The sequence below is a fragment of the Ruegeria sp. BE9 genome (assembly GCF_056538765.1).
Window position 1 is genome coordinate 1 of sequence record NZ_JBQFTS010000013.1, and the last position, 22,328, is coordinate 22,328.

At 55.2% G+C, this 22,328-nt stretch carries 20 protein-coding genes; 9 read left to right on the forward strand and 11 right to left on the reverse strand.

Annotation, left to right across the window (positions count from 1 at the left end; translation table 11 throughout):
* Positions 1 to 355: 355 nt before the first annotated feature.
* Positions 356 to 2,557: a catalase/peroxidase HPI gene (katG, locus tag ACR0EO_RS21785; protein ID WP_480693012.1), complete on the reverse strand. Its 2,202-nt coding sequence runs from the start codon at positions 2,555 to 2,557 to the stop codon at positions 356 to 358.
* A 431-nt stretch (positions 2,558 to 2,988) separates the two neighbouring features.
* On the opposite strand from katG, the gene ACR0EO_RS21790 reads away from it, so the two are divergent.
* Complete coding sequence (locus ACR0EO_RS21790; RefSeq protein ID WP_480693013.1) at positions 2,989 to 4,605, forward strand: GMC family oxidoreductase; 1,617 nt, start codon at positions 2,989 to 2,991, stop codon at positions 4,603 to 4,605.
* Positions 4,606 to 4,611: 6 nt separating this feature from the next.
* Here the strand turns inward: ACR0EO_RS21790 and ACR0EO_RS21795 are convergent, their stop codons facing one another.
* The gene (locus ACR0EO_RS21795) at positions 4,612 to 5,457 is read right to left on the reverse strand and encodes an SDR family oxidoreductase (protein ID WP_480693014.1); all 846 of its coding nucleotides are present in this window, start codon (positions 5,455 to 5,457) and stop codon (positions 4,612 to 4,614) included.
* A 90-nt stretch (positions 5,458 to 5,547) separates the two neighbouring features.
* On the opposite strand from ACR0EO_RS21795, the gene ACR0EO_RS21800 reads away from it, so the two are divergent.
* Positions 5,548 to 6,180 (forward strand): class I SAM-dependent DNA methyltransferase, encoded by a 633-nt coding sequence (locus tag ACR0EO_RS21800; protein ID WP_480693015.1) that lies wholly within the window; start codon positions 5,548 to 5,550, stop codon positions 6,178 to 6,180.
* 3 nt (positions 6,181 to 6,183) lie between these two features.
* On the opposite strand, the gene ACR0EO_RS21805 is transcribed toward ACR0EO_RS21800, so the two are convergent.
* Both ACR0EO_RS21805 and ACR0EO_RS21810 read right to left on the reverse strand, forming a co-directional pair.
* A complete protein-coding gene (locus ACR0EO_RS21805) occupies positions 6,184 to 7,173 on the reverse strand; it encodes a sterol desaturase family protein (protein ID WP_480693016.1) in 990 nt (329 codons plus the stop codon).
* A 29-nt stretch (positions 7,174 to 7,202) separates the two neighbouring features.
* Positions 7,203 to 7,958 (reverse strand): class II aldolase and adducin N-terminal domain-containing protein, encoded by a 756-nt coding sequence (locus ACR0EO_RS21810; protein ID WP_480693017.1) that lies wholly within the window; start codon positions 7,956 to 7,958, stop codon positions 7,203 to 7,205.
* Between the two features lie 116 nt (positions 7,959 to 8,074).
* Here ACR0EO_RS21810 and ACR0EO_RS21815 point away from each other — a divergent pair, with 116 nt between their 5' ends.
* From ACR0EO_RS21815 to ACR0EO_RS21830, 4 genes are all read left to right on the forward strand, one after another.
* Complete coding sequence (locus ACR0EO_RS21815; RefSeq protein WP_480693018.1) at positions 8,075 to 8,950, forward strand: LysR family transcriptional regulator; 876 nt, start codon at positions 8,075 to 8,077, stop codon at positions 8,948 to 8,950.
* A gap of 143 nt (positions 8,951 to 9,093) precedes the next feature.
* Positions 9,094 to 10,896 (forward strand): adenine deaminase, encoded by a 1,803-nt coding sequence (gene ade / locus ACR0EO_RS21820; RefSeq protein ID WP_480693019.1) that lies wholly within the window; start codon positions 9,094 to 9,096, stop codon positions 10,894 to 10,896.
* Positions 10,893 to 12,356, forward strand: a complete 1,464-nt coding sequence (locus ACR0EO_RS21825) for an AMP nucleosidase (RefSeq protein ID WP_480693020.1) — start codon at positions 10,893 to 10,895, stop codon at positions 12,354 to 12,356. The genes ade and ACR0EO_RS21825 overlap by 4 nt, the downstream gene beginning before the upstream one ends.
* 130 nt (positions 12,357 to 12,486) lie before the next feature.
* Positions 12,487 to 12,774, forward strand: a complete 288-nt coding sequence (locus tag ACR0EO_RS21830; RefSeq protein ID WP_170349467.1) for an HU family DNA-binding protein — start codon at positions 12,487 to 12,489, stop codon at positions 12,772 to 12,774.
* A 402-nt stretch (positions 12,775 to 13,176) separates the two neighbouring features.
* Here ACR0EO_RS21830 and ACR0EO_RS21835 read toward each other — a convergent pair whose 3' ends face one another.
* Both ACR0EO_RS21835 and ACR0EO_RS21840 read right to left on the reverse strand, forming a co-directional pair.
* Positions 13,177 to 13,410 (reverse strand): hypothetical protein, encoded by a 234-nt coding sequence (locus ACR0EO_RS21835; RefSeq protein ID WP_480693021.1) that lies wholly within the window; start codon positions 13,408 to 13,410, stop codon positions 13,177 to 13,179.
* A gap of 115 nt (positions 13,411 to 13,525) precedes the next feature.
* Positions 13,526 to 14,722, reverse strand: a complete 1,197-nt coding sequence (locus ACR0EO_RS21840; RefSeq protein WP_480693047.1) for a BCCT family transporter — start codon at positions 14,720 to 14,722, stop codon at positions 13,526 to 13,528.
* A gap of 189 nt (positions 14,723 to 14,911) precedes the next feature.
* Here ACR0EO_RS21840 and ACR0EO_RS21845 point away from each other — a divergent pair, with 189 nt between their 5' ends.
* A complete protein-coding gene (locus tag ACR0EO_RS21845) occupies positions 14,912 to 15,799 on the forward strand; it encodes a DMT family transporter (protein ID WP_480693022.1) in 888 nt (295 codons plus the stop codon).
* Here the strand turns inward: ACR0EO_RS21845 and ACR0EO_RS21850 are convergent.
* The gene (locus ACR0EO_RS21850; RefSeq protein WP_480693023.1) at positions 15,775 to 16,296 is read right to left on the reverse strand and encodes a glutathione peroxidase; all 522 of its coding nucleotides are present in this window, start codon (positions 16,294 to 16,296) and stop codon (positions 15,775 to 15,777) included. The two genes, ACR0EO_RS21845 and ACR0EO_RS21850, sit on opposite strands and share 25 nt — an antisense overlap.
* Positions 16,297 to 16,441: 145 nt before the next feature.
* Between ACR0EO_RS21850 and msrB the strand changes: the two genes are divergently transcribed.
* On the forward strand, positions 16,442 to 16,891 hold the full coding sequence (msrB, locus tag ACR0EO_RS21855) for a peptide-methionine (R)-S-oxide reductase MsrB (protein ID WP_480693024.1): 450 nt from the start codon (positions 16,442 to 16,444) through the stop codon (positions 16,889 to 16,891).
* Positions 16,888 to 17,397 (forward strand): peptide-methionine (S)-S-oxide reductase MsrA, encoded by a 510-nt coding sequence (gene msrA, locus ACR0EO_RS21860; RefSeq protein ID WP_480693025.1) that lies wholly within the window; start codon positions 16,888 to 16,890, stop codon positions 17,395 to 17,397. The genes msrB and msrA overlap by 4 nt, the downstream gene beginning before the upstream one ends.
* 23 nt (positions 17,398 to 17,420) lie before the next feature.
* Here the strand turns inward: msrA and ACR0EO_RS21865 are convergent, their stop codons facing one another.
* The 4 genes from ACR0EO_RS21865 to mtgA form a co-directional block, all read right to left on the reverse strand.
* Positions 17,421 to 19,424, reverse strand: a complete 2,004-nt coding sequence (locus tag ACR0EO_RS21865) for a hydantoinase/oxoprolinase family protein (protein ID WP_480693026.1) — start codon at positions 19,422 to 19,424, stop codon at positions 17,421 to 17,423.
* A gap of 72 nt (positions 19,425 to 19,496) precedes the next feature.
* On the reverse strand, positions 19,497 to 20,534 hold the full coding sequence (gene queG, locus ACR0EO_RS21870) for a tRNA epoxyqueuosine(34) reductase QueG (RefSeq protein ID WP_480693027.1): 1,038 nt from the start codon (positions 20,532 to 20,534) through the stop codon (positions 19,497 to 19,499).
* A gap of 78 nt (positions 20,535 to 20,612) precedes the next feature.
* Complete coding sequence (gene fzlA / locus ACR0EO_RS21875; RefSeq protein WP_480693028.1) at positions 20,613 to 21,278, reverse strand: FtsZ-binding protein FzlA; 666 nt, start codon at positions 21,276 to 21,278, stop codon at positions 20,613 to 20,615.
* Between the two features lie 58 nt (positions 21,279 to 21,336).
* A complete protein-coding gene (gene mtgA, locus ACR0EO_RS21880; protein ID WP_480693029.1) occupies positions 21,337 to 22,071 on the reverse strand; it encodes a monofunctional biosynthetic peptidoglycan transglycosylase in 735 nt (244 codons plus the stop codon).
* Between the last annotated feature and the right edge of the window lie 257 nt (positions 22,072 to 22,328).

Sequence of the window (22,328 nt, forward strand, 5' to 3'; positions counted from 1 at the left end):
CAGTCTATCCTGAGCGTCTCCACCGTCTCTCCAGTGTGTCCCACCGTCTCGCCGGTGTGTCACTAGCGCCTCAGCAGCGCCGGTGAAGGGGTATTTACGGATTAGGTCTGGGACCTGCAACCCCCATTTTGAAAAAACTTCACATTTCTTGGCAGAAACTTACTCATCTTAATAAAAACAACATGTTACCTTTAGAAATGGCCTCGCGGCCCCGCTAAAACCCCGTTCCAATCCAAAGAAGCTTTGACATTAGTCCGGAATCGTACCCAAAGCTTGGTATGCCTTAGGGACTCGCCCCAAAGAAAACGCCGCCCAAATCTCCTCGGGCGGCGCTATCGCTGTTATGAGCGTGTGCTTATTTCAGATCAAAGCGGTCCGCGTTCATTACCTTGTTCCACGCTGTGACGAAGTCACAAACGAATTTACCCTCGGCGTCAGCCTGAGCATAAACTTCGGCCAGTGCCCGCAACTGCGAGTTGGATCCGAAGACCAGGTCAACTCGGGTGCCAGTCCACTTGACCTCACCACTGGAACGATCGCGACCTTCGTACACTCCCTTACCGGCAGGTTTCCATTCGGTGCTCATGTCCAGCAAGTTGGTGAAGAAGTCAGTGCTGAGCGTTCCGACCCGATCCGTGAGCACACCGTGTTTGGTGTCTCCGAAGTTCGCGCCCAGAACACGCAAGCCACCAACCAGCGCAGTCATCTCGGGACCGGAAAGGGTCAACAACTGCGCACGATCGACCAGCAGTTCCTCTGGCGACACGGTATATTCGGCCTTCTGGTAGTTGCGGAAGCCATCTGCGATGGGTTCCATAACTGAGAAGCTGTCCACATCCGTTTGATCTTGCGTCGCATCGGTGCGACCAGGTGTGAACGGAACCTCGACGTCTTGACCACCCGCTTTGGCCGCCTGCTCGATTCCAACATTACCAGCCAGAACGATCACATCAGCAAGCGAGACTTTCTTGTTGCCTGATTGCGCATCGTTGAACGCCTTTTGGACACCCTCCAACGCGCCCAGCGCCTTGGACAGTTTCATCGGCTCGTTTACGTCCCAGTCTTTTTGAGGCGCAAGACGGATACGGGCACCATTGGCACCGCCACGCTTGTCCGATCCACGGAATGTTGACGCCGAGGCCCAAGCGGTCGACACGAGTTCGGAAACCGACAATCCGGCCGCTGCGATCTTGGCCTTCAGATCAGCCACATCAGCGTCATCAACCAGATCGTGATCTACAGCAGGAACGTTGTCCTGCCACAACAACTCCTCAGTCGGGGCCTCTTCACCGATATAGTTAGAGCGCGGACCCATGTCGCGGTGGGTCAGTTTGAACCATGCACGGGCAAAAGCGTCGGCGAACTCTTCCGGGTTTTCGTGGAAGCGCTTCGAGATCGGGCCATAGATCGGATCCATGCGCATCGCCATGTCGGCGGTGGTCATCATGGTCTTAACCTTCTTGGACGGATCATGCGCCGCCGGGGCCATGTCTTCCTCTTTAACGTTCACCGGTTCCCAGATGTATGCGCCCGAGGGGCTCTTGGTCAGGTTCCAGTCATACCCAAACAGCAGGTCGAAATAACCGTTGTCCCATTTGATTGGGTTCGCAGTCCACGCACCCTCGATACCCGAGGTAGTAGTGTCGTCACCCTTGCCCGAACCGAACTTGTTGATCCAGCCAAAGCCCATCTCTTCAATCGGGGCGGCCTCAGGGTCCGGCCCAACCAAATCGGGATCGCCTGCACCGTGCGCTTTACCAAAAGTATGACCTCCGGCGACCAGAGCAACGGTTTCCTCGTCATTCATCGCCATCCGGCCAAAGGTGTCACGGATGTCACGACCCGAGGCCAGAACGTTAGGCTCTCCATCAGGGCCCTCCGGGTTCACGTAGATCAGGCCCATCTGAACCGCAGCCAGCGGGTTTTCAAGATCGCGTTCACCCGAGTAGCGGCTGTGCGGGTTGTCGGTCGGGGCAAGCCATTCGGTTTCAGAGCCCCAATAGATGTCTTCTTCGGGGGCCCAGATGTCTTCGCGGCCACCCGCAAAACCAAATGTCTTGCCGCCCATCGACTCGATGGCGCAATTACCGGCCAAGATCATCAGGTCGGCCCAGGAAATCTGGTTTCCGTATTTCTGCTTGATCGGCCACAGCAAACGGCGCGCCTTATCCAGGTTACCATTGTCAGGCCAGCTGTTCAGCGGAGCGAAACGCTGGTTGCCAGTCGAAGCACCGCCACGACCATCAGCGGTACGATAGGTACCAGCGCTGTGCCACGCCATACGGATGAAAAAGCCGCCATAGTGACCATAGTCAGCGGGCCACCAGTCCTGCGAGTCTGTCATCAGCGCATAAAGGTCTTCTTTCAGCGCCTTCATATCCAGCTTTTTGAACTCTTCGGCGTAGTTGAATTCCGCACCCAGCGGATTCGACGCCGGCGTGTTCTGGTGCAGGATCGACAGGTTTAGCTGGTTTGGCCACCAATCCCGGTTTGACCGGGTTCCCGCGCCATGCATTACCGGGCAACCGCCCGTTTTTGGGTTATCACTTCCGTCCATATCGATCTCCAATCCTGGCTAATTTCCGGCAGGTTCGCGCGGTCAAAACTCGGTCGATCAAGAACACATTTAGATGACACTAATACCCTGCCGAAAATGCCCAAACTTTACGGTGCGCTTTCGGCAAGGGTTTTGGCGACTCTTCTGTCTTGTCTCCCTCAGATGTAGCAAATTCAAATCATGCGAAAAAGTTTTGTTTAATGATGAATGCCATAGGTAAAAATTATGATTTCTTCACCAATCGCTGGCACCCTTCATCACAACAGCCCAAATCCATTAATAACCTTGGGTCACATCCAAAGTGCAGGAATTGTTTTTTCCCATCACTCCGCCAAAGTTTGAAGCAGGGAGAAATGCGGAAACCTCCGCAAGTGATACAGGGCTGATCGGCGTACGCTCTTGCGTGGTCGGGCATGAGGGGGAAACACACGATGGAGTTCGACTACGTTATTGTTGGCGGCGGATCTGCAGGTTCAGTTCTCGCCAACCGTCTTAGCGAAGATCCGAAAAAAAGTGTTTGCCTGCTTGAGGCAGGAGGTCCCGGAAAAAGTATCCTGGTCCGCATGCCTTCCGCTGTTGTCGCCTCTTTGCCCGGACGCCCAAAAATCAACAACTGGGCTTTTGAAACTGTACCGCAACCGGGCTTGAACGGGCGCAGGGGATACCAGCCGCGCGGCAAAGCTTTGGGCGGATCCAGCGCAATCAACGCGATGCTCTATATAAGGGGGCAACGTCAGGACTATGATGGTTGGGCCGATCTGGGCTGCAACGGCTGGGATTGGGACAGCGTCCTTCCCTATTTCAAATTATCCGAAAACAACGAAGATGGGGCCGATGAACTGCACGGCGACACAGGTCCGCTGCAGGTGTCGAACCAGAAAGATCCGCGCCCGATCACCCACGCTTTTGTCGAAGCAGCCGAGCAGATGCAGCACCGCCGCACCGATGATTTCAATCGCGGCGACAACGAAGGGGTCGGACTTTATCAAGTCACTCAATTTCATGACCCTGACAAAAACGGAGAGAGGTGCTCCGCTGCTGCAGCCTATGTCTTTCCGGTCATGAACCGCCCCAACCTGACTGTGATAACCCACGCCCATGCCAAACAATTAACCTTTGAAGGTAAGCGCGCGACTGGCGTGATCTATAAAAAGAAAGCTAAAGGCTCCGACATCAAGGTTACTGCAAGACGCGAGGTGCTGATCTGCGCCGGAGCGCTGAAATCCCCACAATTGCTGCAATTGTCCGGGATCGGGGCAGTCGAAGACCTGACCCGGCACGGCATTCCCGTCCTGCAAAACCTGCCCGGCGTGGGTAAAAATCTGCAGGACCACTTGGACTTCATCCTGTCATATAAAACAAAAGACACTGACAATTTCGGCATTGGCCCAGCTGCAGCGGTAAATCTGACTCGACACCTTTTGCGGTGGCGCAAGACCGGGGTTTCAATGGCCGCCACCCCCTTTGCCGAAGGTGCAGGATTTCTGAAAACCTCACCCGATCTCGATCGACCTGACGTTCAGCTGCATTTTGCCATAGCTCTAGTAGACGATCACGCTCGCAAACTGCACTACGGCCATGGCTTCACCTGCCATGTGTGCAAACTGCGCCCTGAAAGTCGTGGAACAGTCAGCTTGAACAGTGCCGATCCGTTCTCAGCACCCGCCGTTGATCCCGCCTTTTTGTCCGACGACCGCGATTTGGAAACTATGATCAGGGGCGCAAAGATGACGCGCGATATTCTTGAGGCCCCGGCATTGGCAAAGTACCGGCACAAAGAGATGTTCGGAACGGACACGGCCCAAACCGATGCCGATTGGGAAAAGCATATCCGTGACCGCGCTGATACGATCTATCATCCGGTCGGAACTTGCAAAATGGGCATAGATGACATGGCCGTGGTCGACCCGGAATTGCGTGTGCGGGGGATTGAAGGGTTGCGGGTGGTCGACGCCTCGATCATGCCGACGCTGGTCTCGGGTAATACCAACGCACCAACCATCATGATTGCCGAGAAAGCCGCCGAGCTGATCAAAGCAGCGGCTTAGTACCCGTCAAGCGCCAGTCATCAATGCTTCTAACCCAGAGCGATAGTCCGGGTACAGCAGGCGCACGCCCAGCTCATCCTTGATCCGGTCATTCCTGACCCGCTTGTTCTCATTATAAAAACTACGAGCCATTGGCGTCATTTCCGCTTCGTCAAACGCCACGGCCGGAGGCAGAGGTAGTCCCTGCAACTCGGCGGCATAGGCGATGACGTCCTGCGGCGGAACGGGCTCATCATCGCAAACGTTGTAGATGGCACCGGGATTAGGTGCCAGCATGGAGGCCTCAAGAACCTGTGCGATGTCTGAGACATGTATACGTGAGAAAACCTGCCCAGGTTTGATGATGCGGCGCATTCCTACTCGTTTGAGCTTGGAAAACGGTCCGCGTCCCGGACCATATATACCGGCTAGACGGAATATATGGGTCGGCAAGCCGGGGATGCTTTGCCATTGTTGCTCGGCCTCTACACGCAACTGACCGCGTTTGGATGTTGGTGAGGGTGGCGTAGATTCATCCACCCAGCCCCCCTGATGATCGCCATACACAGCTGTGGTCGACAGATATCCAACCCATTGGAACTGCGCGGCGCGGCGAGTGATTTCGTCCTGCAGGCCCGCAAGCACAGGATCGCCGTCGGCCTTGGGCGCCGTTGAAATTAGCAGGTGCGTGACGCCGTCAAGGTCAGGAGTCTGACCGGGCCAAATCAAGGGATCGGCGCCCGAAGCTCGAATTGTTGGGGATTGGGCGGGATCGCGGGTCGTGCCACAGATGCGCCAACCCTGTGGTTCCAGCAAACGGGACAGGGCTTGTGCCGAATACCCGTGGCCGAACGAAAAGAGTTTACGTGTCATAGCGCCTTTGATGGTCCGCAATCCCGGCGGATGCAAGCACCTGCGCCTGAATACTTGATTCGAATCCCTCAATGCGCCTTTCTTTTAAGCATGGCCGAGAAAACACCAAATCTGCACACTGCTTACTCTCTGGCATCGCCAGACGATCACAAACAACTCTATGCCGAATGGGCTGGAGATTATGATGAGACCTTCGCCGCGCGAGAGGACTATCAGCTCCATATTCATACGGCCCGGGCCTTTGTAGCCGCGGGTGGGCAAGGTCCGGTTTTGGATGTCGGAGCCGGCACGGGTTTATGCGGTGCAGTTCTGGCTGGACTGGGCGTTGGCCCAATCGACGCCACCGACATCAGCGCCGAAATGCTGGATCAGGCTATGCGCAAAGACATTTACCGCGACGCGATTGAGGCTGACCTGAACCAAGGTATCCCCGTTCCGCGCGACAGTTATTCTGGTATCGTGTCTTCGGGTACATTCACCCACGGCCATCTTGGTCCTGAAGCTTTGACTGCGCTCCTGCGCGTGGCCCGCCCCGGTGCGCAGTTCGCCTTGTCGATCAACGCCAAGCACTACGAAAAGCTGGGCTTTGCCGATGCGCTGCACAAACTGGCGCAGGGCCAGATACACAACCTGACCCTGCCCGAAGTTCGGATTTATGGCGACCTTGCTGTCGGCCCCAACAAGGACGATACCGCGTTGATTGCCCTGTTCGAGCGAACCTAGCCTTCAGGTATACATCTGCTTCTTGTAAGCACGGGTACGCGTCGTCGCCTCGGCTGAACCGTCGTGATAAGTGCCAAACCATTTGTCAAAGGGGATCTCGGACGTGCCGTAGTTGCACTCGAAATACCGGTGATGCAGCTGGTGAAAGAAATCCCCCGCCCTGGCCGCGTCTGTGTTTCCTGCCTGAAGTTTTTCAAAACCAGAATGCGACAGAACCGGACTGATCTGCTGAAAGTAGGTGTGAAACAGAACGTGCAGCGGATGAGACGGAACGATCAGGTGGATGAAGTAGGTAGTGAAATACAGCAGGTTTTCATACCAGTGGTTCGAAATCCCCGACCACGGACCGATATTGACGTTCCGGTGATGCACTGCGTGGACGTACTTATAGAGCTTGGGGTGATGCTCTAACCGGTGCGCCCAGTAGAAGTGCAGCCCAGACCACATTGGGATGAACAGCATCCAGACCACACACCAGACCGGGGCACTGGCCCAAGTCACAGTTGGCACGTACCCATTGGCCATCGCCCAATAGATCACCCACTGATAGACAGTCGCCACGGTCATCGCACTGCCGAGCGTCCACCAGATGTTATCCCAGACCTGATTGCGAAAGGTGAAGTTGCCATTATCACGCGTCAGATCGCGCCGGTCGAATTTCTTGTACATGCCCTGACCTTTGCGCATGTACAGCCACCAATGCAGACCGCCGGCGATGAAGATCTGAGGCACCATGTTCAGCAGCCAAATGCGAAACATCCACCCTGGCGCGAAACTTTTCATCGTTTCCAACGCAGGAAAGAAAAATGCATAGGCGGTCACAGCCAACACCATGCACAGGGTAAGTGAAGTGATCTGCAACCAAGCGCCGCTATACCATTTCAACACAGCAGCCGGACGCGGCGGCCAATTGAACAGCGGATTCAACCCTACCGGCCCTTCGGGGTGATAGTGCCAGCGGGCGGCTTCGGGGTCTTGGGTGACGTCGGTCATGGCAATACCCTTTTTGTGGCGTCGTCGGGTTATGTGGCGTAGTCGGAGCCTTCGGCATCCAGCAAAGCCTTGATCTCGCGCAGATGCGCCCCGGACTGATCGGGATAGTCGTCCAGCTCCTGTGCTGTCTTCTCGGCAATTTCGTCCGACAGCACGCGCAAAGGCTGACCGGTTTGCAGGGCTCGGATATACGTTTCCGCCGCGCGTTCGAAATAATAGAGGCGATTGAACGTATCTGCCGGATCACTGCCGATCACCAATACGCCATGATTACCCATGATCATGACCTTCTGTTTCGGGTCCGAAAGCATCCCGGCGCAACGCTCACCTTCGCTCTCAAAAGCCAGACCGCCGAACTCCTGATCCACGACGTAGCGATTGTAGAAAGTGGCGGTGTTCTGGTCGATCGGTGGCAAACTGCTGTCCGCAAGTGATGCAAGAACCGTGGCAAAGATCGAGTGAACATGCATCACGCAGCGAGCGTGAGGACAGTGGCGGTGAATTGACCCATGCAACCCCCACGCGGTTGGATCAGGCGCGCCGGGTTGAGACATCACGTCCGGATCATTGGCATCCAAGAACAACAGATTCGACGCCTTGATGCGCGCAAAATGCATCTGGTTGGAATTCATCAGGAACTGCGTTCCGTCCTCATTCACTGCCAGGCTGAAATGATTGGCCACGCCCTCGTGCATGTTCAGCCGCTCGGTCCAGCGGAAGGCGGCGGCTAGGTCAACGCGTTCTGCCCAATGGTCTATGTTTGGGCGCAGGTTTGCGACGGTCATTGCGGGCTCCTTCAGGAATAACTTGGCTGAAAGAAAGGGTGCCTTTGCCGCGAATGTTTGACCAACGAAAAAAACGCACCTATCTCATAAGTCAAACTTATGCCAAGGTTATGAACATGAAAAAAACGCTCCCTCCGTTGGGTTGGTTACGGACGTTCGAGGCCGCAGCCCGCCACCTGTCCTTCACCGGAGCGGCCCGCGACCTGAACATGACCCAAAGCGCGGTCAGCCAGCAGATCAAGTCGTTGGAAGGTTACTTGGGACAGCCGTTGTTTTTGCGGCGTCCACGCGCCTTGGAACTGACCGAGGCCGGGATCACCTATCTGCCGGTTGTCCGCGATGCTTTTCGCACGCTGGTTCGCGGGACGCAGGCGGTGACCGGCGCTCAGCAAAATGCGGTTCAGGTGCAAAGCAACATGAGCTTTGCAGTTAACTGGTTGGCCCCCCGCCTTCCGCAGTTTCGATCCGAGCATCCCGAAGTGCAGTTGAATATTTTCACCGAGTTGTGGGAACCGCGTGAAATGGCCGAGGGCGCATCGGTTGAAGTCCGCTATTCGCTGCGTCCCTCAGATACGGTTCGCACGGAATTGCTTCGAACAGAGCATTATTATCCAGTCTGTGCGCCCGAATACGAAGTGACGTTGGACACTTTGCAACAGCAGCCGCTTTTTGATTGCTCGAACCTTTTGTCCAACTGGGCAAACTGGGCGGAAGATCAGGCTCTAATATGGGGCAATCCTCCGATAACATACGCAACAACGTATCTGGTTAGCCTATCCGTTGCGATGGCCGGAGGAGGCCTCTGCCTGGCCCACGACACCATCGCACGCGACCTGATCGAACAAGGTCGGTTGGTAGCCCCCTTCTCTCACCGGGCGGTGATGCCAGAAGCCTATTATCTGTTGCTGTCGCCTCAGGCCGAGGAAACTCCGGGAGCTTTGGCTTTTGCTGATTGGATCCGGCGCGAAATGCAGGCTGACCTTTCTTGTTAACCCGCGGCTCTACCGCCATCCGCAAAGATGGGTTCCCGCACCTGTTTTGGTGGGTCAGTGCAGCACTTACGCGCTTCGTGACGGTTTGATGATACCTGATCTGCAGGGGTTGCACCTTCTTACGCATTCGGGAAAGTTGGGCCATGGAATACAAACCTTTCCCAAGCTGGCCCGATGTCGCTCCTAAATTGATTGCAGTTGCCGCAGGACGCGAGGCTGCGGATACGGTCATTCGTGGCGGTATCTGGGTGAATGTTCATAGCCGTGAAACCCTGCCAGATCACGACATCGCCATTGCCGCCGGGCGCATTGCATTTGTTGGGCCTGATGCTTCACATTGCGTTGGCCCAGATACGCGGATCATCGACGCAAATGGTCGTTACATGGTGCCGGGCCTATGCGACGCGCATATGCATATCGAATCTGGCATGCTGACGCCGGCCGAGTTTGCCCGCGCCGTGATTCCACATGGCACTACAAGCATGTTCACCGACCCGCATGAGATCGCAAACGTGTTGGGTTTGGACGGCGTACGCATGATGCATGACGAAGCGTTGATGCAGCCAGTGAACATCTTTACGCAGATGCCCTCTTGTGCGCCATCTGCGCCGGGGCTCGAAACAACCGGCTTTGAGATCACTCCCGACGATGTAGCTGAAGCGATGAGCTGGCCTGGCATTATAGGGTTGGGGGAGATGATGAATTTCCCGGGCGTGATCAACGGTGATCCAAAGATGCTGGCAGAAATCGCTGCCACTCAGAGGGCTGGCAAGACGGTAGGCGGACACTACGCTTCGCCTGATTTAGGGCCTGATTTTGCAGCCTACGTTGCCGGCGGCCCCGCGGATGATCACGAAGGTACCTGCGAGGCGGACGCGATTGCCCGCGTCCGACAGGGGATGCGGTCGATGATGCGGCTGGGTTCGGCCTGGTATGACGTCGAAAGCCAGATCACGGCCGTCACCGAAAAGGGGTTAGATCCACGCAACTTTATTCTTTGCACCGATGACTGCCATTCCGGCACATTGGTCAATGACGGGCACATGAACCGCGTAGTGCGTCATGCAATTGCCTGCGGATGCGACCCACTGATCGCGCTACAAATGGCCACGATAAACACAGCGACGCATTTCGGGTTAGAACGCGACATCGGATCGCTTACTCCGGGACGACGGGCAGATGTCATTTTAAGCTCGAACATGTATGAACTCCCCATCGAAATGGTCATCGCTCGCGGTCAGATCGTTGCCGAGAACGGCAAGATTACGGTCGACTGCCCGCATCTGAACTGGCCAGAGACCGCACGCAACACCGTGCATCTCGGCCACTCACTGACTGATACGGATTTTGAGATTCACGCCCCTGCCGGCGCCAATCGTGTTCAGGCAAACGTAATCGGCGTAGTCGAGAACCAAGCCCCGACCAAAGCACTCAAAGCAGAACTGCCCATTATAGGCGGACTTGTCGAAGGCGAGGGCGAAGTATGCCAGATTGCACTCGTCGAACGCCACCGCGCCACGGGTGGAGTGACCAACGCTTTCGTTTCGGGCTTTGGGTACCAGGGCAAAATGGCCATGGCTTCGACAGTTGCTCATGACAGCCATCACATGATTGTCGTCGGCACAGATCGCGAGCAAATGGCGCTTGCCGCGAACCGGCTAGCCGAGGTTGGAGGCGGGATTACCATTTTCCGCGATGGAGCAGAACTTGCACTGGTTGAATTGCCCGTTGCCGGTCTGATGTCCGATAGCCCCGCCGATGAAGTCGCTGCCAAGGCTGAAAAGATGGTCGAGGCGATGCAATCCTGCGGCTGCCAGCTGAATAACGCGTACATGCAACACTCACTACTGGCATTGGTTGTGATCCCCGAACTTCGGATTTCGGATTTGGGCTTGGTGGATGTACGCACATTTGAAAAGATCGACCTTCTGGAACCTCTTGCATGACAATAATAAAAACACCGAACGTCCCATCACCCGAGAAATTCTCTGATCCCGCTGCCGCAGTTGCTCGCTTGGAAGAACTGTATGTAATGGCAACGCAGTTCCTGTGCGAAAGCTTTGCAACTGCAATGGAACAGGGCACCCCTACCGAGCGGTACCGAGCCTTTTATCCGGAAATTCGCGTTAAAACCTCATCCTATGCGCAGGTCGATAGCCGCCTGAGCTTTGGGCATGTGTCCGAGCCCGGCACGCATGCGACCACTGTAACGCGACCCGATCTGTTTCGATCTTACCTGACGCAACAAATTGCCTTGCTGATCAAGAACCACGATCAACAGGTAACCATTCAGGCCTCCGGCACACCTATTCCAGTGCACTTTGCGGTCGCCAATAACCCTGATCTGGTGGTTCCGCACCAAGGCGCAGCGGGCTTTACCCTCCGCGACGTGTTCGATGTGCCGGATCTCACCACCACAAATGACGACATCGTCAATGGTGTGCACGACGTTGAGGACGAAATCGGCCCGCTGGCTCTGTTCACCGCGCAGCGTGTGGATTACTCACTGGCACGGTTGTCGCATTACACGGCGACCGACCCCAGCCACTTCCAGAACCATGTTCTGTTCACCAACTACCAGTTCTACGTGTCTGAGTTCGAAAACTATGCGCGCGATCAACTGGCAAATCCGGACAGCGGTTACACCAGTTTTGTTTCTACTGGGAATGTCGAGATAACGACGCCGGATGGCACTCTGGAACAACCGCTGAAACTGCCTCAGATGCCGACCTATCACCTAAAACGCGCCGATGGATCTGGAATCACTCTGGTCAATATCGGTGTCGGTCCTTCGAACGCGAAAACCGCGACCGACCATATAGCTGTTCTGCGCCCTCATGCCTGGTTGATGGTTGGGCATTGCGCAGGGTTGCGGAACACGCAGGCGCTTGGAGATTTCGTTCTGGCACACGCCTATCTGCGCGAAGATAAGGTACTGGACGATGATCTACCGGTCTGGGTGCCAATCCCGCCATTGGCCGAGATTCAAGTAGCGCTGGAACAGGCCGTGGCCGAGGTTACTGAACTGGAAGGTTACGAGCTAAAACGGATCATGCGCACCGGCACTGTGGCATCTGTCGACAACCGAAACTGGGAACTACGAGACCAGTCTGGCCCGGTGCAGCGCCTCAGTCAGTCCCGAGCGATTGCACTGGATATGGAAAGCGCCACCATCGCTGCCAACGGCTATCGGTTCCGTGTTCCTTACGGCACCCTCCTGTGCGTTTCGGACAAACCCCTGCACGGAGAATTAAAGCTTCCTGGCATGGCATCGGCGTTCTATACCACACAGGTCAGCCGTCATTTGGCGATCGGTATACGCGCAATGGAGCACCTGCGCGGTATGCCTTTAGAGCGCCTGCACAGCCGGAAATTGCGTTCATTCGACGAAACAGCCTTTCTCTGACGCAAAAAAGCAACGTTTTCCCCATATTTTTAGGGTTTTCCGCCCTACTATTCGTTGTGTTCAGCCACAATATCCCGTTACAGTTACGCGGTGAGGCCCAATCTATCGGGCACGTTAAGGAGACCAAGAAATGGCAAAGCCTATGACTAAAACTCAGCTGGTTGCTGCTCTCGCTGAGGAAATGGGAACCGACAAGAAAGCCGCAAACGCCGCGCTGGAGGCCGTAACCGGCCTGATCACCCGCGAAGTTTCGGCCGGCGGTGCCGTTACCCTGCCCGGCGTCGGCAAAATCTACTGCCGCGAGCGCCCCGAGCGCATGGTGCGCAACCCCGCCACCGGCGAGCAGTTTAAGAAAGAGGCTGACAAAGTGGTCAAAATGACCATCGCGAAAGCACTGAAAGACAGCGTAAACGGCTGATCCCAGCCTTTACGGACAAGTGATTGAGGGCCGCCGGTTGGGGGCCCTTTTTCTTTGGAGGATGTGAGTTTCCTTGCTCTTGAAGAGAAACTTTCAAACCAAAGAGTGCGAAGCAAAGTGTTTGTCCCCGCGGGAACCCGAGTGAGATAAGACGGCCTGATCGAACACTGTTGGTACGATGAAGACTTAGACATTTATTGATCGCTACGTCGCATTCTTTGGGCAAAACGAGACACTCGGAAAGTTTGATGAGCCCCTATACATCCTAAGGTACGCGTCTACCTCACTGGTGGTGTTAGTTGATCGATCTTGAAAAGGGTGATGATCAGCGTGAACAATCTATCCCGGCAACCTTTGCAAGATGAGTGAGGCCTACTGATCAGGAAATTGTTTTCTCCGCACTTAATGCAGACTCAACAACACTTCCAAATCGCGGCGACTAAGGCGGGTCATTAGCGCCCTGTCATCAGCAGACAACTTGGCACCCTTTCGGATGTATGCCTCAAGATAAGACGCGATTTCGCTGGTCGGCCTGTAATACAAGTCTGGTGACGAATGGCTGATTTCATCCACCAGTCGAAACAGAAGTTTCTTCTGCTTTTCCGAGTCCAGATCCTTGCGTTTTTCTTCCAGCATGATGCTCCTCACATTCCTCAGTCTGAATTAGCGCGGCAAACGCCCGTGCCAACCGCAGAATGAAAAACGGGCGCCTAGAAAGACGCCCGTTAGCCAATTTCGTTGGTCAGAGAACTTAGTGAACCGTCTCAACCTTGTGGAAGTCCAGATCGCGGTCTTCGGGCATCGAGTCGATGCTCATCACTTCTTTACGCTTGCTGATCAGGATATAGACCACACAGGCCAGATAGAGGCCGACAACCACTGCACCAATCCACTGAATCTGCAACCACTGGCTCTGGAACAGCAAGGTCAGGACGAACAGCAGCACAACGTTGCCAGCCACATACATCGCCTTGCCAAACCGCTCGACCGTCATGTTCAGGTTGTCGGTGTAAAGGCGGATCAGTGAGTCCAGCGAGTTGATCACGAAGGTCACACCCACGATCACCATTGCGATGTTGGTGATGCCTGCAGTGCTGATACCGTTCAGGTGGTAGTAGTAGAGAACGGTGAACCAGATCGCCAACGGGATCGACGGGAAGATCAACAGTGCCGCCAACAACTGCCACGTAGTAAGGCCGCCAACAAAGCGCGATGTGAACTGACCGATCATGATCGACCATGCGAACCACCAGAACAGGTAGAAGGCGTGATAGTCGGTCAGCGGCAGTACAAACTTGTGAATGTTCGCGAAGTAAGCACCGATGTTGCTGCCGGTTTCAACAAATCCAGTGAAGCCCATGCCTGCCGCAACCCACATGCCAATGATCAGAGCCAGGAAGAGAAAGGTCGAACCTACCGAGAGGATACGTACGTATTTCAGGTCGGTGGACGAGTAGGCCGCCGCGAGAATGACCACGAACACGATGATGTAGAACGTTGAGACCACGGACTCGCCATCTCCGACCTCAGGCAGATAGCCCGGCAAGTAGATCAGGAACAGGCTGGCGGTGAAGGCACAGGTGCCGATGATCACGACGTTGTTGATCAGCTTGACCAGAGGGATCTCAAAGAACTGCACGCGCGGTTCGAGAACGCAAAAATAGAACGCGGTCAGGAAGTAGAACGCCCAGATCAGGAAACCCCAGAACCCGAACTCGATCGCGAGCGGATTCGCGAAAGCATAGGCTGGTTCCTCGGCATAGCCACCGAACTCAGTCAGCGGGAACATGATCAAGCCAACATCCAGACCGGATGTGAACAGGATCGCGATGAAAGTGAAAAGATGGACAGGTGTTACGCCGACACAGCGCAGATTCCACCACTTCACCACAAAGAAAGCGACCAAGCCCAAAGCTAGCAGGACGCCAAACGACAGGATGTATTCCAGAAGCACCAAAAGCCTCCCATGATATTTCTGATGGTCTTGCCGTTATCTTTTATTGGCCAGTCAATCAATAAAAACAGGCAAACATTAATACCCACCTTTTGAATGTGCTTTTTTTGACGCAAAAAGTTGCACTGCTTGCAGCGGAATAGAATTTAAGAAAGAGTGCCGAAAAATTCAGAGAGAGGCCCGATGGATCTTCGCGCCATAGCAATGGGCCTGGTGTTCGCATTCATCTGGTCGTCAGCCTTTACCTCGGCCCGGATTATCGTGGCAGACTCTTCTCCTCTGTTCTCTCTGGCTTTACGGTTTCTTGTTTCCGGCCTGATTGGCATCACCATTGCGCGTGCGATGGGACAAAGCTGGCGACTTACGCGATCGCAATGGTATGCGACGATCTTGTTCGGGATTTGCCAGAACGCCCTTTATTTGGGTCTGAATTTCTATGCCATGCAAACGATTGAGGCGTCGGTAGCAGCCATTATTGCATCGACAATGCCGTTGTTGGTTGCGTTGGCAGGCTGGTTGCTTTTGGGCGAGAGACTCAAACCTATTGGCGTTGTGGGGCTGCTTGCCGGCTTTGCCGGTGTCGCCCTGATCATGAGCAGCCGGATCAGCGCGGGCATTGACCTATTCGGAGTTATACTTTGCGGCTTTGGCGCCCTGGCGCTTACCTTCGCCACACTTGCGGTCCGAGGGGCCACATCAGGTGGAAACTTCATGATGGTTGTGGGGCTACAGATGCTGGTTGGCTCCGCCGTACTGTTTGTTGCAGCCCCGATTTTTGAAACGATCTACATACACCCTACGGTGCCTTGGGCCTTGGCCTTTACCTATACGACCCTGTTTCCTGGTCTTCTGGCCACGTTTATCTGGTTCCTGCTGTTAGACCGAATTGGGGCAACCCGTGCCGCTACATTCCACTTTCTCAACCCGGTATTCGGGGTCACAATTGCGGCGCTGCTTTTAGGTGAAAAGCTGGGCCCAATGGATGCGGTCGGGGTACTGGTGACAACAGTGGGGATTCTAGCTGTGCAACTCTCACGCCAACCCGTTCAAGGCAGCAAAGCTTCAACCTGACTGAGAATTTTTCGGGAATCCGGCATTGTTCCTGATCCAAAGGTGGCGACAACCGTTCCCTGTGGGTCCAGCAATATCTTGTTAAAGTTCCAACTGGGAACAAAACCCGTTTCAGCTGCCACTTCGCGATAGAAGGGATGAGCTTTTGCACCCTTGACCGGAGTGATGTCGGTCATCGGAAGCGTGAGGCCATAATTAAATTCACAGAACTCTTTCACCTCTTCCGTTGAGCCGAGTTCCTGATTGAACGAGTCGGACGGCACCGCCAAAACTACCAAACCACGTTTGCCGTAGTCTTCGTGCAACTTTTGCAGCGCTTCGTATTGACCGGTGAATCCACAATTCGAAGCGGTATTCACCACAAGAACTGGCTGACCGCGCCAATCTTCAATCGACAACGTTCCTCCATCGATCGAAGCGAATTCTCCACTGAGCGGGGCAGCTTGAACAGCACGGCCCACCAACAACAAGAACGTCAAAAGCATCAATCGAAACATTGCCGAACCTCCATTATTGATGTTTACGCGCATGCTCCTTTTCTGGATCACCCGCACGAGGACGCGAGTCAGTTGTAACATGGCTTTGAATTCCCTGACACGACGCCCAAATAATGTACAACATCCGCAAGCCACCGGAGGAGTCATGACCCGCTATACAAAAGACCCAGACGCTATTGCCGCCCTCTCACCCGAAGAGTTCCACGTCACGCAGCGCAGCGGGACAGAACGCCCGGGTACTGGCAAGCTGCTCAACAATAAAGAGCCCGGAATTTACGTCGACATCGTTTCAGGCGAGCCATTGTTCGCATCGACCCACAAATACGAATCTGGCTGCGGCTGGCCCAGTTTCACTAAGCCGATCGTGCATGAGCATGTCGAAGAGCTAGAGGACCGAACACTTGGGATGTTCCGAACCGAAGTACGCTCTAAACATGGTGATAGCCATCTGGGCCATGTGTTTCCCGATGGTCCGCGCGAGCATGGCGGACTACGCTATTGCATCAACTCCGCCTCCCTTCGGTTCATCCATCGCGACGAAATGGAAGCTGAAGGATATGGCGAATTTTTGATCCATGTGGAGGATATCCAATGACCGATGAACGCGCTGTTCTGGCCGGAGGCTGCTTTTGGGGCATGCAAGATTTGATCCGCAAACTTCCCGGCGTTTCCCGCACCCGCGTCGGCTATACCGGCGGTGATGTTCCAAACGCCACCTACCGCAATCACGGCACCCATGCTGAAGGAATCGAAATTTGGTTCGACCCTGCGACCATCTCGTATCGCGATTTGCTGGAGTTTTTCTTTCAAATACACGACCCGACGACGGTTAACCGTCAAGGGAACGATATCGGGATGAGTTATCGCTCAGCGATTTACTATGTTGATGATGCGCAAAAACAGGTTGCTCTGGACACAATTGCCGACGTGAACGCCAGCGGTATCTGGCCCGGTAAGGTTGTGACCGAAGTCGAGCCAGTTGGCGACTTCTGGGAAGCCGAGCCTGAGCACCAAGACTATCTGGAACGCCTTCCCAACGGTTATACCTGTCATTTCCCGCGCCCCGATTGGGTTCTACCAAAACGCGACGCGGCTGAATAACTGGGCTAGCCCCTGTTAAGGGGCTAACCTGCTGCAACCCGGGGGCGTCCGCTGGCCTCAACGGTGATCATTGCTTCGACAAACACCTCTTGCGCCTCGATCCTTGCGGTGCGGATGTCGCGGTCTACAACCACGCGGATGTCTTCCGCTCCGGCCTGCCGCACAGCACCTTCCGCTTCGTTCCTCAAAACTGATTCCAATAGCGCCAGCGCTTTGTCGGATTCGCTGAAATCCTGCGGTCCGTCCTCTAGATGCACCCTATATCGCCCCTCGGATGGTGACGTCACGGTCCCGGTTCGGCGCAACGTCAGGCGTCCAACCACCGCACCAATAGCGTTCGCAACACCTGCATGCTCAGGCAGGATCATACTGCAATGCAAGCGCTCACCGACAGCAGGGTAGTAACTAGGGGCAGATGCGCCCAACCCCACCACATCCACATTCAGAGAAGCGTCTATAGCCAATAGGCCGCGATGGCGGGACAGCCCTTTTTGCGTCAGAACATGCCGCGCAAGATCCGCGGACGGAATACCAAAATCCTCTGCCTCTTCTGCAAAAGCGGTCTCTAACAAAGTCAAAGAGGTCTGTTCTGTCAGCTGGTCTACGATGATTTGCGCAAGTTCTTCTGGGGACTTGGCCAGCCTGTCCCCAGTTCCCACCCGCTTACGTGCGATCAATTCCAAGGCTTTATGCGCGGCCACAGTATCCCAAGCATCCAATCGGCCCAAAACATGGCTGGCGTCCGACGGGGTGATGCCCGAAACCTGCACGATCCCGCGATCCACAAGGCGCGCCAAGGCACCCTTTTCCATCCGGGTGCGCAGCAAATCACTGAGCGGCAGAACCTTGTCACCCAGTCTCTCGAGCAAGGCCTCCTCTCGGGCGCCGAGACCCTCGGCGTGAATACCCGGAACACACCGCGCAAAGCGTGTGTCATGTTCGCCTACCGTTGTTGCCCGCAACTGCGCGTCCAATACTGCGTGCACAACCTCAGGAGCTTCGGATGCGATCAACGACACTGGCAAAACGCGCCTTGGCCCAAGAAAAACCCCACCGCCCAGTCCTTCGGTGACGACGTGCACCTGACTGTCGCCGCCCAAACCATGAGTGCGCATCGCAACCGCTTCTACCATAGTGCGAAACCCACCGACCCGAGCGCCCGCGGGGTCAATTGCCGGTTTCCCGTCCCGGATCAGCGCGACATCCGTAGTCGTTCCGCCAATATCCGATACAAGAGCGTTCTTAGTACCCGTCAGCCAGCTGGCGCCGACAATCGAAGCCGCAGGGCCACTGAGGATCGTTTCAATCGGTCGTTCACGCGCCTGTTCAGCGCTCATAAGGGCACCGTCCCCGCGCACCACCATCATCGGCGCGGTAATGCCCAACTCAAGCAGTCGGTCCTGGGCCCGACCGATCAGCCGATCAATCATTCCAATCAGCCGAGCATTCAGAACAGCCGTTACTGCACGTTTCGGCCCGTTCAGCTTGGCCGACAAGTGATGAGAGCACGTCACCGGGGCGCCGGTCTTTTCAACAATGATCCGCGCGGCCTCAAGCTCATGTGCAGGGTTTCGGGTGGCGAATTGAGCCGCCACTGCAAACCCAGAAACCCCTTTGTGAGTGTCTAAGAAGGCCTCAAGCGCCTCTATATCCAACGAAGTTGCTTCGCCTCCTGCATGGCTGTGACCGCCGGCTATCACCAACGCTGGATCGCCTTTGAGCGCGTCTCGCAGGCCGTGCTTGTCCAGATCACTGTCTTTGAACCCGATGTAGATTAGAGCGACACGGCCACCCTGCCCTTCGACCAGAGCATTCGTGGCCAAAGTGGTCGACAACGAAGCCATCGATATCTGATCCGGCAAAACCTGCGCTTGATCCAACACAGCAGAAATAGCCTTACCTACGCCAATCGCCAGATCTGCCCGCGTCGTCAATGACTTGGCTGAAGCAATCACCTCTTGCTCATCCCGGATAAGCACCGCATCCGTATAGGTACCGCCTGTATCCACCCCCAAAGCCAACGCCATCGGGATCTCCTTTCTGTTCGCTGCAGATCGGTGTAGCGGTTTCGGACGACACGTCCAGCCTGTTTGCGGCACTTATGAAAGTTGTTTGACTGCCCAGCGCGCCGCGTCGGCCACCGTTGGGTCAGGATCATCCGTCAAGCCTTGTGCAACGGGCCGCAATTCCGCCAATGCGGAGTTGCCGATGGCATATAGCACGTTGCGCACGAACCGATCCCGGCCGATCCGTTTGATAGGTGATCCCGAGAACTTTGCACGAAAAGCGGTATCATCCAGCGCGGCCAGTTCTGCCAATGGTGGAGCTTTCAAATCATCCCTTGCGGAATAACGAACATCGCTGGCCGCAACAGCAAACTTGTTCCAAGGGCATGCTGCCAGACAATCATCGCATCCGTAAATTCGATTGCCCAACTTACCACGCAGTTCCTCGTCAATCGGGCCTTTGTGTTCGATAGTCAGGTACGAGATACACCGCCGCGCATCCAGCTGATAAGGTGCCGGGAATGCGTTTGTCGGGCACGCATCCAAACAAGCCCGACAGTTCCCACAATGATCCGTTTCAACAATATCTGTTGGTAAGTCCAACGTGGTAAAAACAGAGCCTAAAAAGGCCCAATTGCCCCATTCTCGACTGACAAGGTTGGTGTGCTTTCCCTGCCAACCCAAACCTGCCGCCTGGCCTAGCGCCTTCTCTGGGACGGGGGCGGTGTCAACAAACACTTTCACTTCCCCACCGGCTTCGGCAATCAACCAACGGGCAAGTCGCTTCAGCCGCTTTTTGACCAGATCGTGGTAGTCCTTGTTCTGCGCATAAACAGAAATCGCAGCACTCTCAGGGAAATTGAAAACCTCTGTTGGATCATGCTCGGGCGTATAGCTTTCGGCCAGCATGATCACTGACTGGGCTTCAGGCCACAGCGCAGCAGGGTCTCCACGCCAGTGGGTACGTTCGGCCATCCATCCCATTTGCCCATGATATCCGGCATCTAGGTAGCTCTGCAGACGTTGAGGAACCTCTGGCACATCCCACGGTCGGCACACGCGACATGACACGAACCCCTCAGACAGGGCTTGTGCAACCAGCCGTTCCTTCAATTCCAATCCGCTCTTCATCTGGTCAAAAAGAATCCTTGGGGTGAATTGACCAAAAGGGCCGCAATGGGGCCGAAGCCCCCTGTCGTAAGGACCCTATCAGAAATCCAGATCAGCGTAATGAGCCGGTGGGCGGAACCCTGGAACCTGGTCCGCCAGAATCGAGCGAAACGCCGGGCGTGACTTAATTTTGGCGTACCAATCCTTCACCGCCTGAGATCGGTTCCAATCTACATCCGAGATATAATCCAAGGCCGAAAGATGCGCAGCCGCCGCGAAATCTGCCAAGGTCATCTGATCACCAGCCAGCCAGCGGCGATGATCCAACAGCCAGGCCATGTAGTCCAAGTGATACTTGATCGCGCGCGCGCCTTCCTTGACGTTTTTGCTGTCAGGATAGCCTTCGCCGGTCACTTTCTTGTTCACCCGCTCATACAACAGTTTTGACGTAACCTCGTGGTGGAACTTGTCGTCAAACCACCCAACAAGGCGACGCACTTCGTATCGCGATTCGGGTGTTTTCGGCATGAGTGGAGGCTCTGGGCGTGTTTCTTCAATGTATTCGCAAATGGCCGCGCTTTCCGACATGACCTGGCCATCAAGACGGAGGACCGGAACCTTACCTGCCGGATTTCGACGCAGAAAGTCTGGATCTTTTTCCCAATATCGCTCCTCAACCAGCTCAACTTCGATCTTTTTCTCGGCCAGAGACAGACGAACCTTACGGCAATAGGGGGAAAGGGGAACGTGAAACAGACGCGCCATGGGCTTCCAATCGAACCAGTGAATACCTCCCAGCTTTAGCCCTGAGAGGTGTTGAGTTTCAATCCTCGAAACAATCTGCGCGACCATCTGCGCGGATGGTGGCCGCCCCATCGAGGATCGAAGCCGCTCGCCTACGGGTTCGAACCGAAGGGTCTATGGCCGATCTTTTCCGGGGTGATGGCAAAATCGCTGCGATGCGGGCGGCCTGTACCGGTGAAAGCTGGGCCGCTGGGACGTTGAAATTGGTTTGGGCTGCGGCCTCGACACCAAACACACCTTGGCCGGTTTCCGCCACGTTCAGGTACACCTCAAGAATACGCTGTTTGCTCCAGAAAACTTCAACAACCGGCGTGATTGAGGTTTCCAGCGCCTTGCGTACCCAACTGCGACCCTGCCACAGGAACACGTTCTTCACGACCTGCTGCGTAATAGTAGACGCCCCGCGCGTGCCGCCATTTTCAAGCGCTTCCCGAATGGCTTCTACATCAAAGCCCCAATGCAAACAAAAGTTCGCATCCTCGGCGGCTACAACCGATCGCGCCATCACCGGCGATATTTCTTCGATCGGTACCCATTCTCGCTGAACCTTGCCCAACCGGCGCCACTCGGACCAGATTGTGTGTGTTACTGGCGGGTTCACGACCGAATACAGGGCCACCAGCCCGACGATAAAGACGACCATACCCAATAAGGCACGGGTCACCCAACGGCGAATTCGTAAGGGTGTTCTATTCTTTGCCTTTGACGCTTTGCTTTTTTTACTGCTCGACTTGCGTACTGCTTTTTTTGCCATGTTGTTGCTATACGATGCAGCGGCCATGTTTGGAACGATTTATATCGCCAAAGCACCCCAAGCAGCAGAGCAATACAACAGAGTATTTTCTGAACAGACGAACTAATTCGAAGATCTGAACACACGCAGGCAGATTGTAAGCGCACGTCTGAACGCCCACTGGGACAATGAACACCAGCTTTCTACCAGTATCCGGCTCCAAGATCCAAAATACCAAAGGAAAACCCGCGTGTATTGATGGCACGCGGGTTCTTAGG

What these genes read in the sequence shown, in the direction of transcription:
- katG (WP_480693012.1), bottom strand. Translation starts at nt 2,557, where the DNA reads ATGGACGGAAGTGATAACCCAAAAACGGGCGGTTGCCCGGTAATGCAT.
- ACR0EO_RS21790 (WP_480693013.1), top strand. Translation starts at nt 2,989, where the DNA reads ATGGAGTTCGACTACGTTATTGTTGGCGGCGGATCTGCAGGTTCAGTT.
- ACR0EO_RS21795 (WP_480693014.1), bottom strand. Translation starts at nt 5,457, where the DNA reads ATGACACGTAAACTCTTTTCGTTCGGCCACGGGTATTCGGCACAAGCC.
- ACR0EO_RS21800 (WP_480693015.1), top strand. Translation starts at nt 5,548, where the DNA reads ATGGCCGAGAAAACACCAAATCTGCACACTGCTTACTCTCTGGCATCG.
- ACR0EO_RS21805 (WP_480693016.1), bottom strand. Translation starts at nt 7,173, where the DNA reads ATGACCGACGTCACCCAAGACCCCGAAGCCGCCCGCTGGCACTATCAC.
- ACR0EO_RS21810 (WP_480693017.1), bottom strand. Translation starts at nt 7,958, where the DNA reads ATGACCGTCGCAAACCTGCGCCCAAACATAGACCATTGGGCAGAACGC.
- ACR0EO_RS21815 (WP_480693018.1), top strand. Translation starts at nt 8,075, where the DNA reads ATGAAAAAAACGCTCCCTCCGTTGGGTTGGTTACGGACGTTCGAGGCC.
- ade (WP_480693019.1), top strand. Translation starts at nt 9,094, where the DNA reads ATGGAATACAAACCTTTCCCAAGCTGGCCCGATGTCGCTCCTAAATTG.
- ACR0EO_RS21825 (WP_480693020.1), top strand. Translation starts at nt 10,893, where the DNA reads ATGACAATAATAAAAACACCGAACGTCCCATCACCCGAGAAATTCTCT.
- ACR0EO_RS21830 (WP_170349467.1), top strand. Translation starts at nt 12,487, where the DNA reads ATGGCAAAGCCTATGACTAAAACTCAGCTGGTTGCTGCTCTCGCTGAG.
- ACR0EO_RS21835 (WP_480693021.1), bottom strand. Translation starts at nt 13,410, where the DNA reads ATGCTGGAAGAAAAACGCAAGGATCTGGACTCGGAAAAGCAGAAGAAA.
- ACR0EO_RS21845 (WP_480693022.1), top strand. Translation starts at nt 14,912, where the DNA reads ATGGATCTTCGCGCCATAGCAATGGGCCTGGTGTTCGCATTCATCTGG.
- ACR0EO_RS21850 (WP_480693023.1), bottom strand. Translation starts at nt 16,296, where the DNA reads ATGTTTCGATTGATGCTTTTGACGTTCTTGTTGTTGGTGGGCCGTGCT.
- msrB (WP_480693024.1), top strand. Translation starts at nt 16,442, where the DNA reads ATGACCCGCTATACAAAAGACCCAGACGCTATTGCCGCCCTCTCACCC.
- msrA (WP_480693025.1), top strand. Translation starts at nt 16,888, where the DNA reads ATGACCGATGAACGCGCTGTTCTGGCCGGAGGCTGCTTTTGGGGCATG.
- ACR0EO_RS21865 (WP_480693026.1), bottom strand. Translation starts at nt 19,424, where the DNA reads ATGGCGTTGGCTTTGGGGGTGGATACAGGCGGTACCTATACGGATGCG.
- queG (WP_480693027.1), bottom strand. Translation starts at nt 20,534, where the DNA reads ATGAAGAGCGGATTGGAATTGAAGGAACGGCTGGTTGCACAAGCCCTG.
- fzlA (WP_480693028.1), bottom strand. Translation starts at nt 21,278, where the DNA reads ATGGCGCGTCTGTTTCACGTTCCCCTTTCCCCCTATTGCCGTAAGGTT.
- mtgA (WP_480693029.1), bottom strand. Translation starts at nt 22,071, where the DNA reads ATGGCAAAAAAAGCAGTACGCAAGTCGAGCAGTAAAAAAAGCAAAGCG.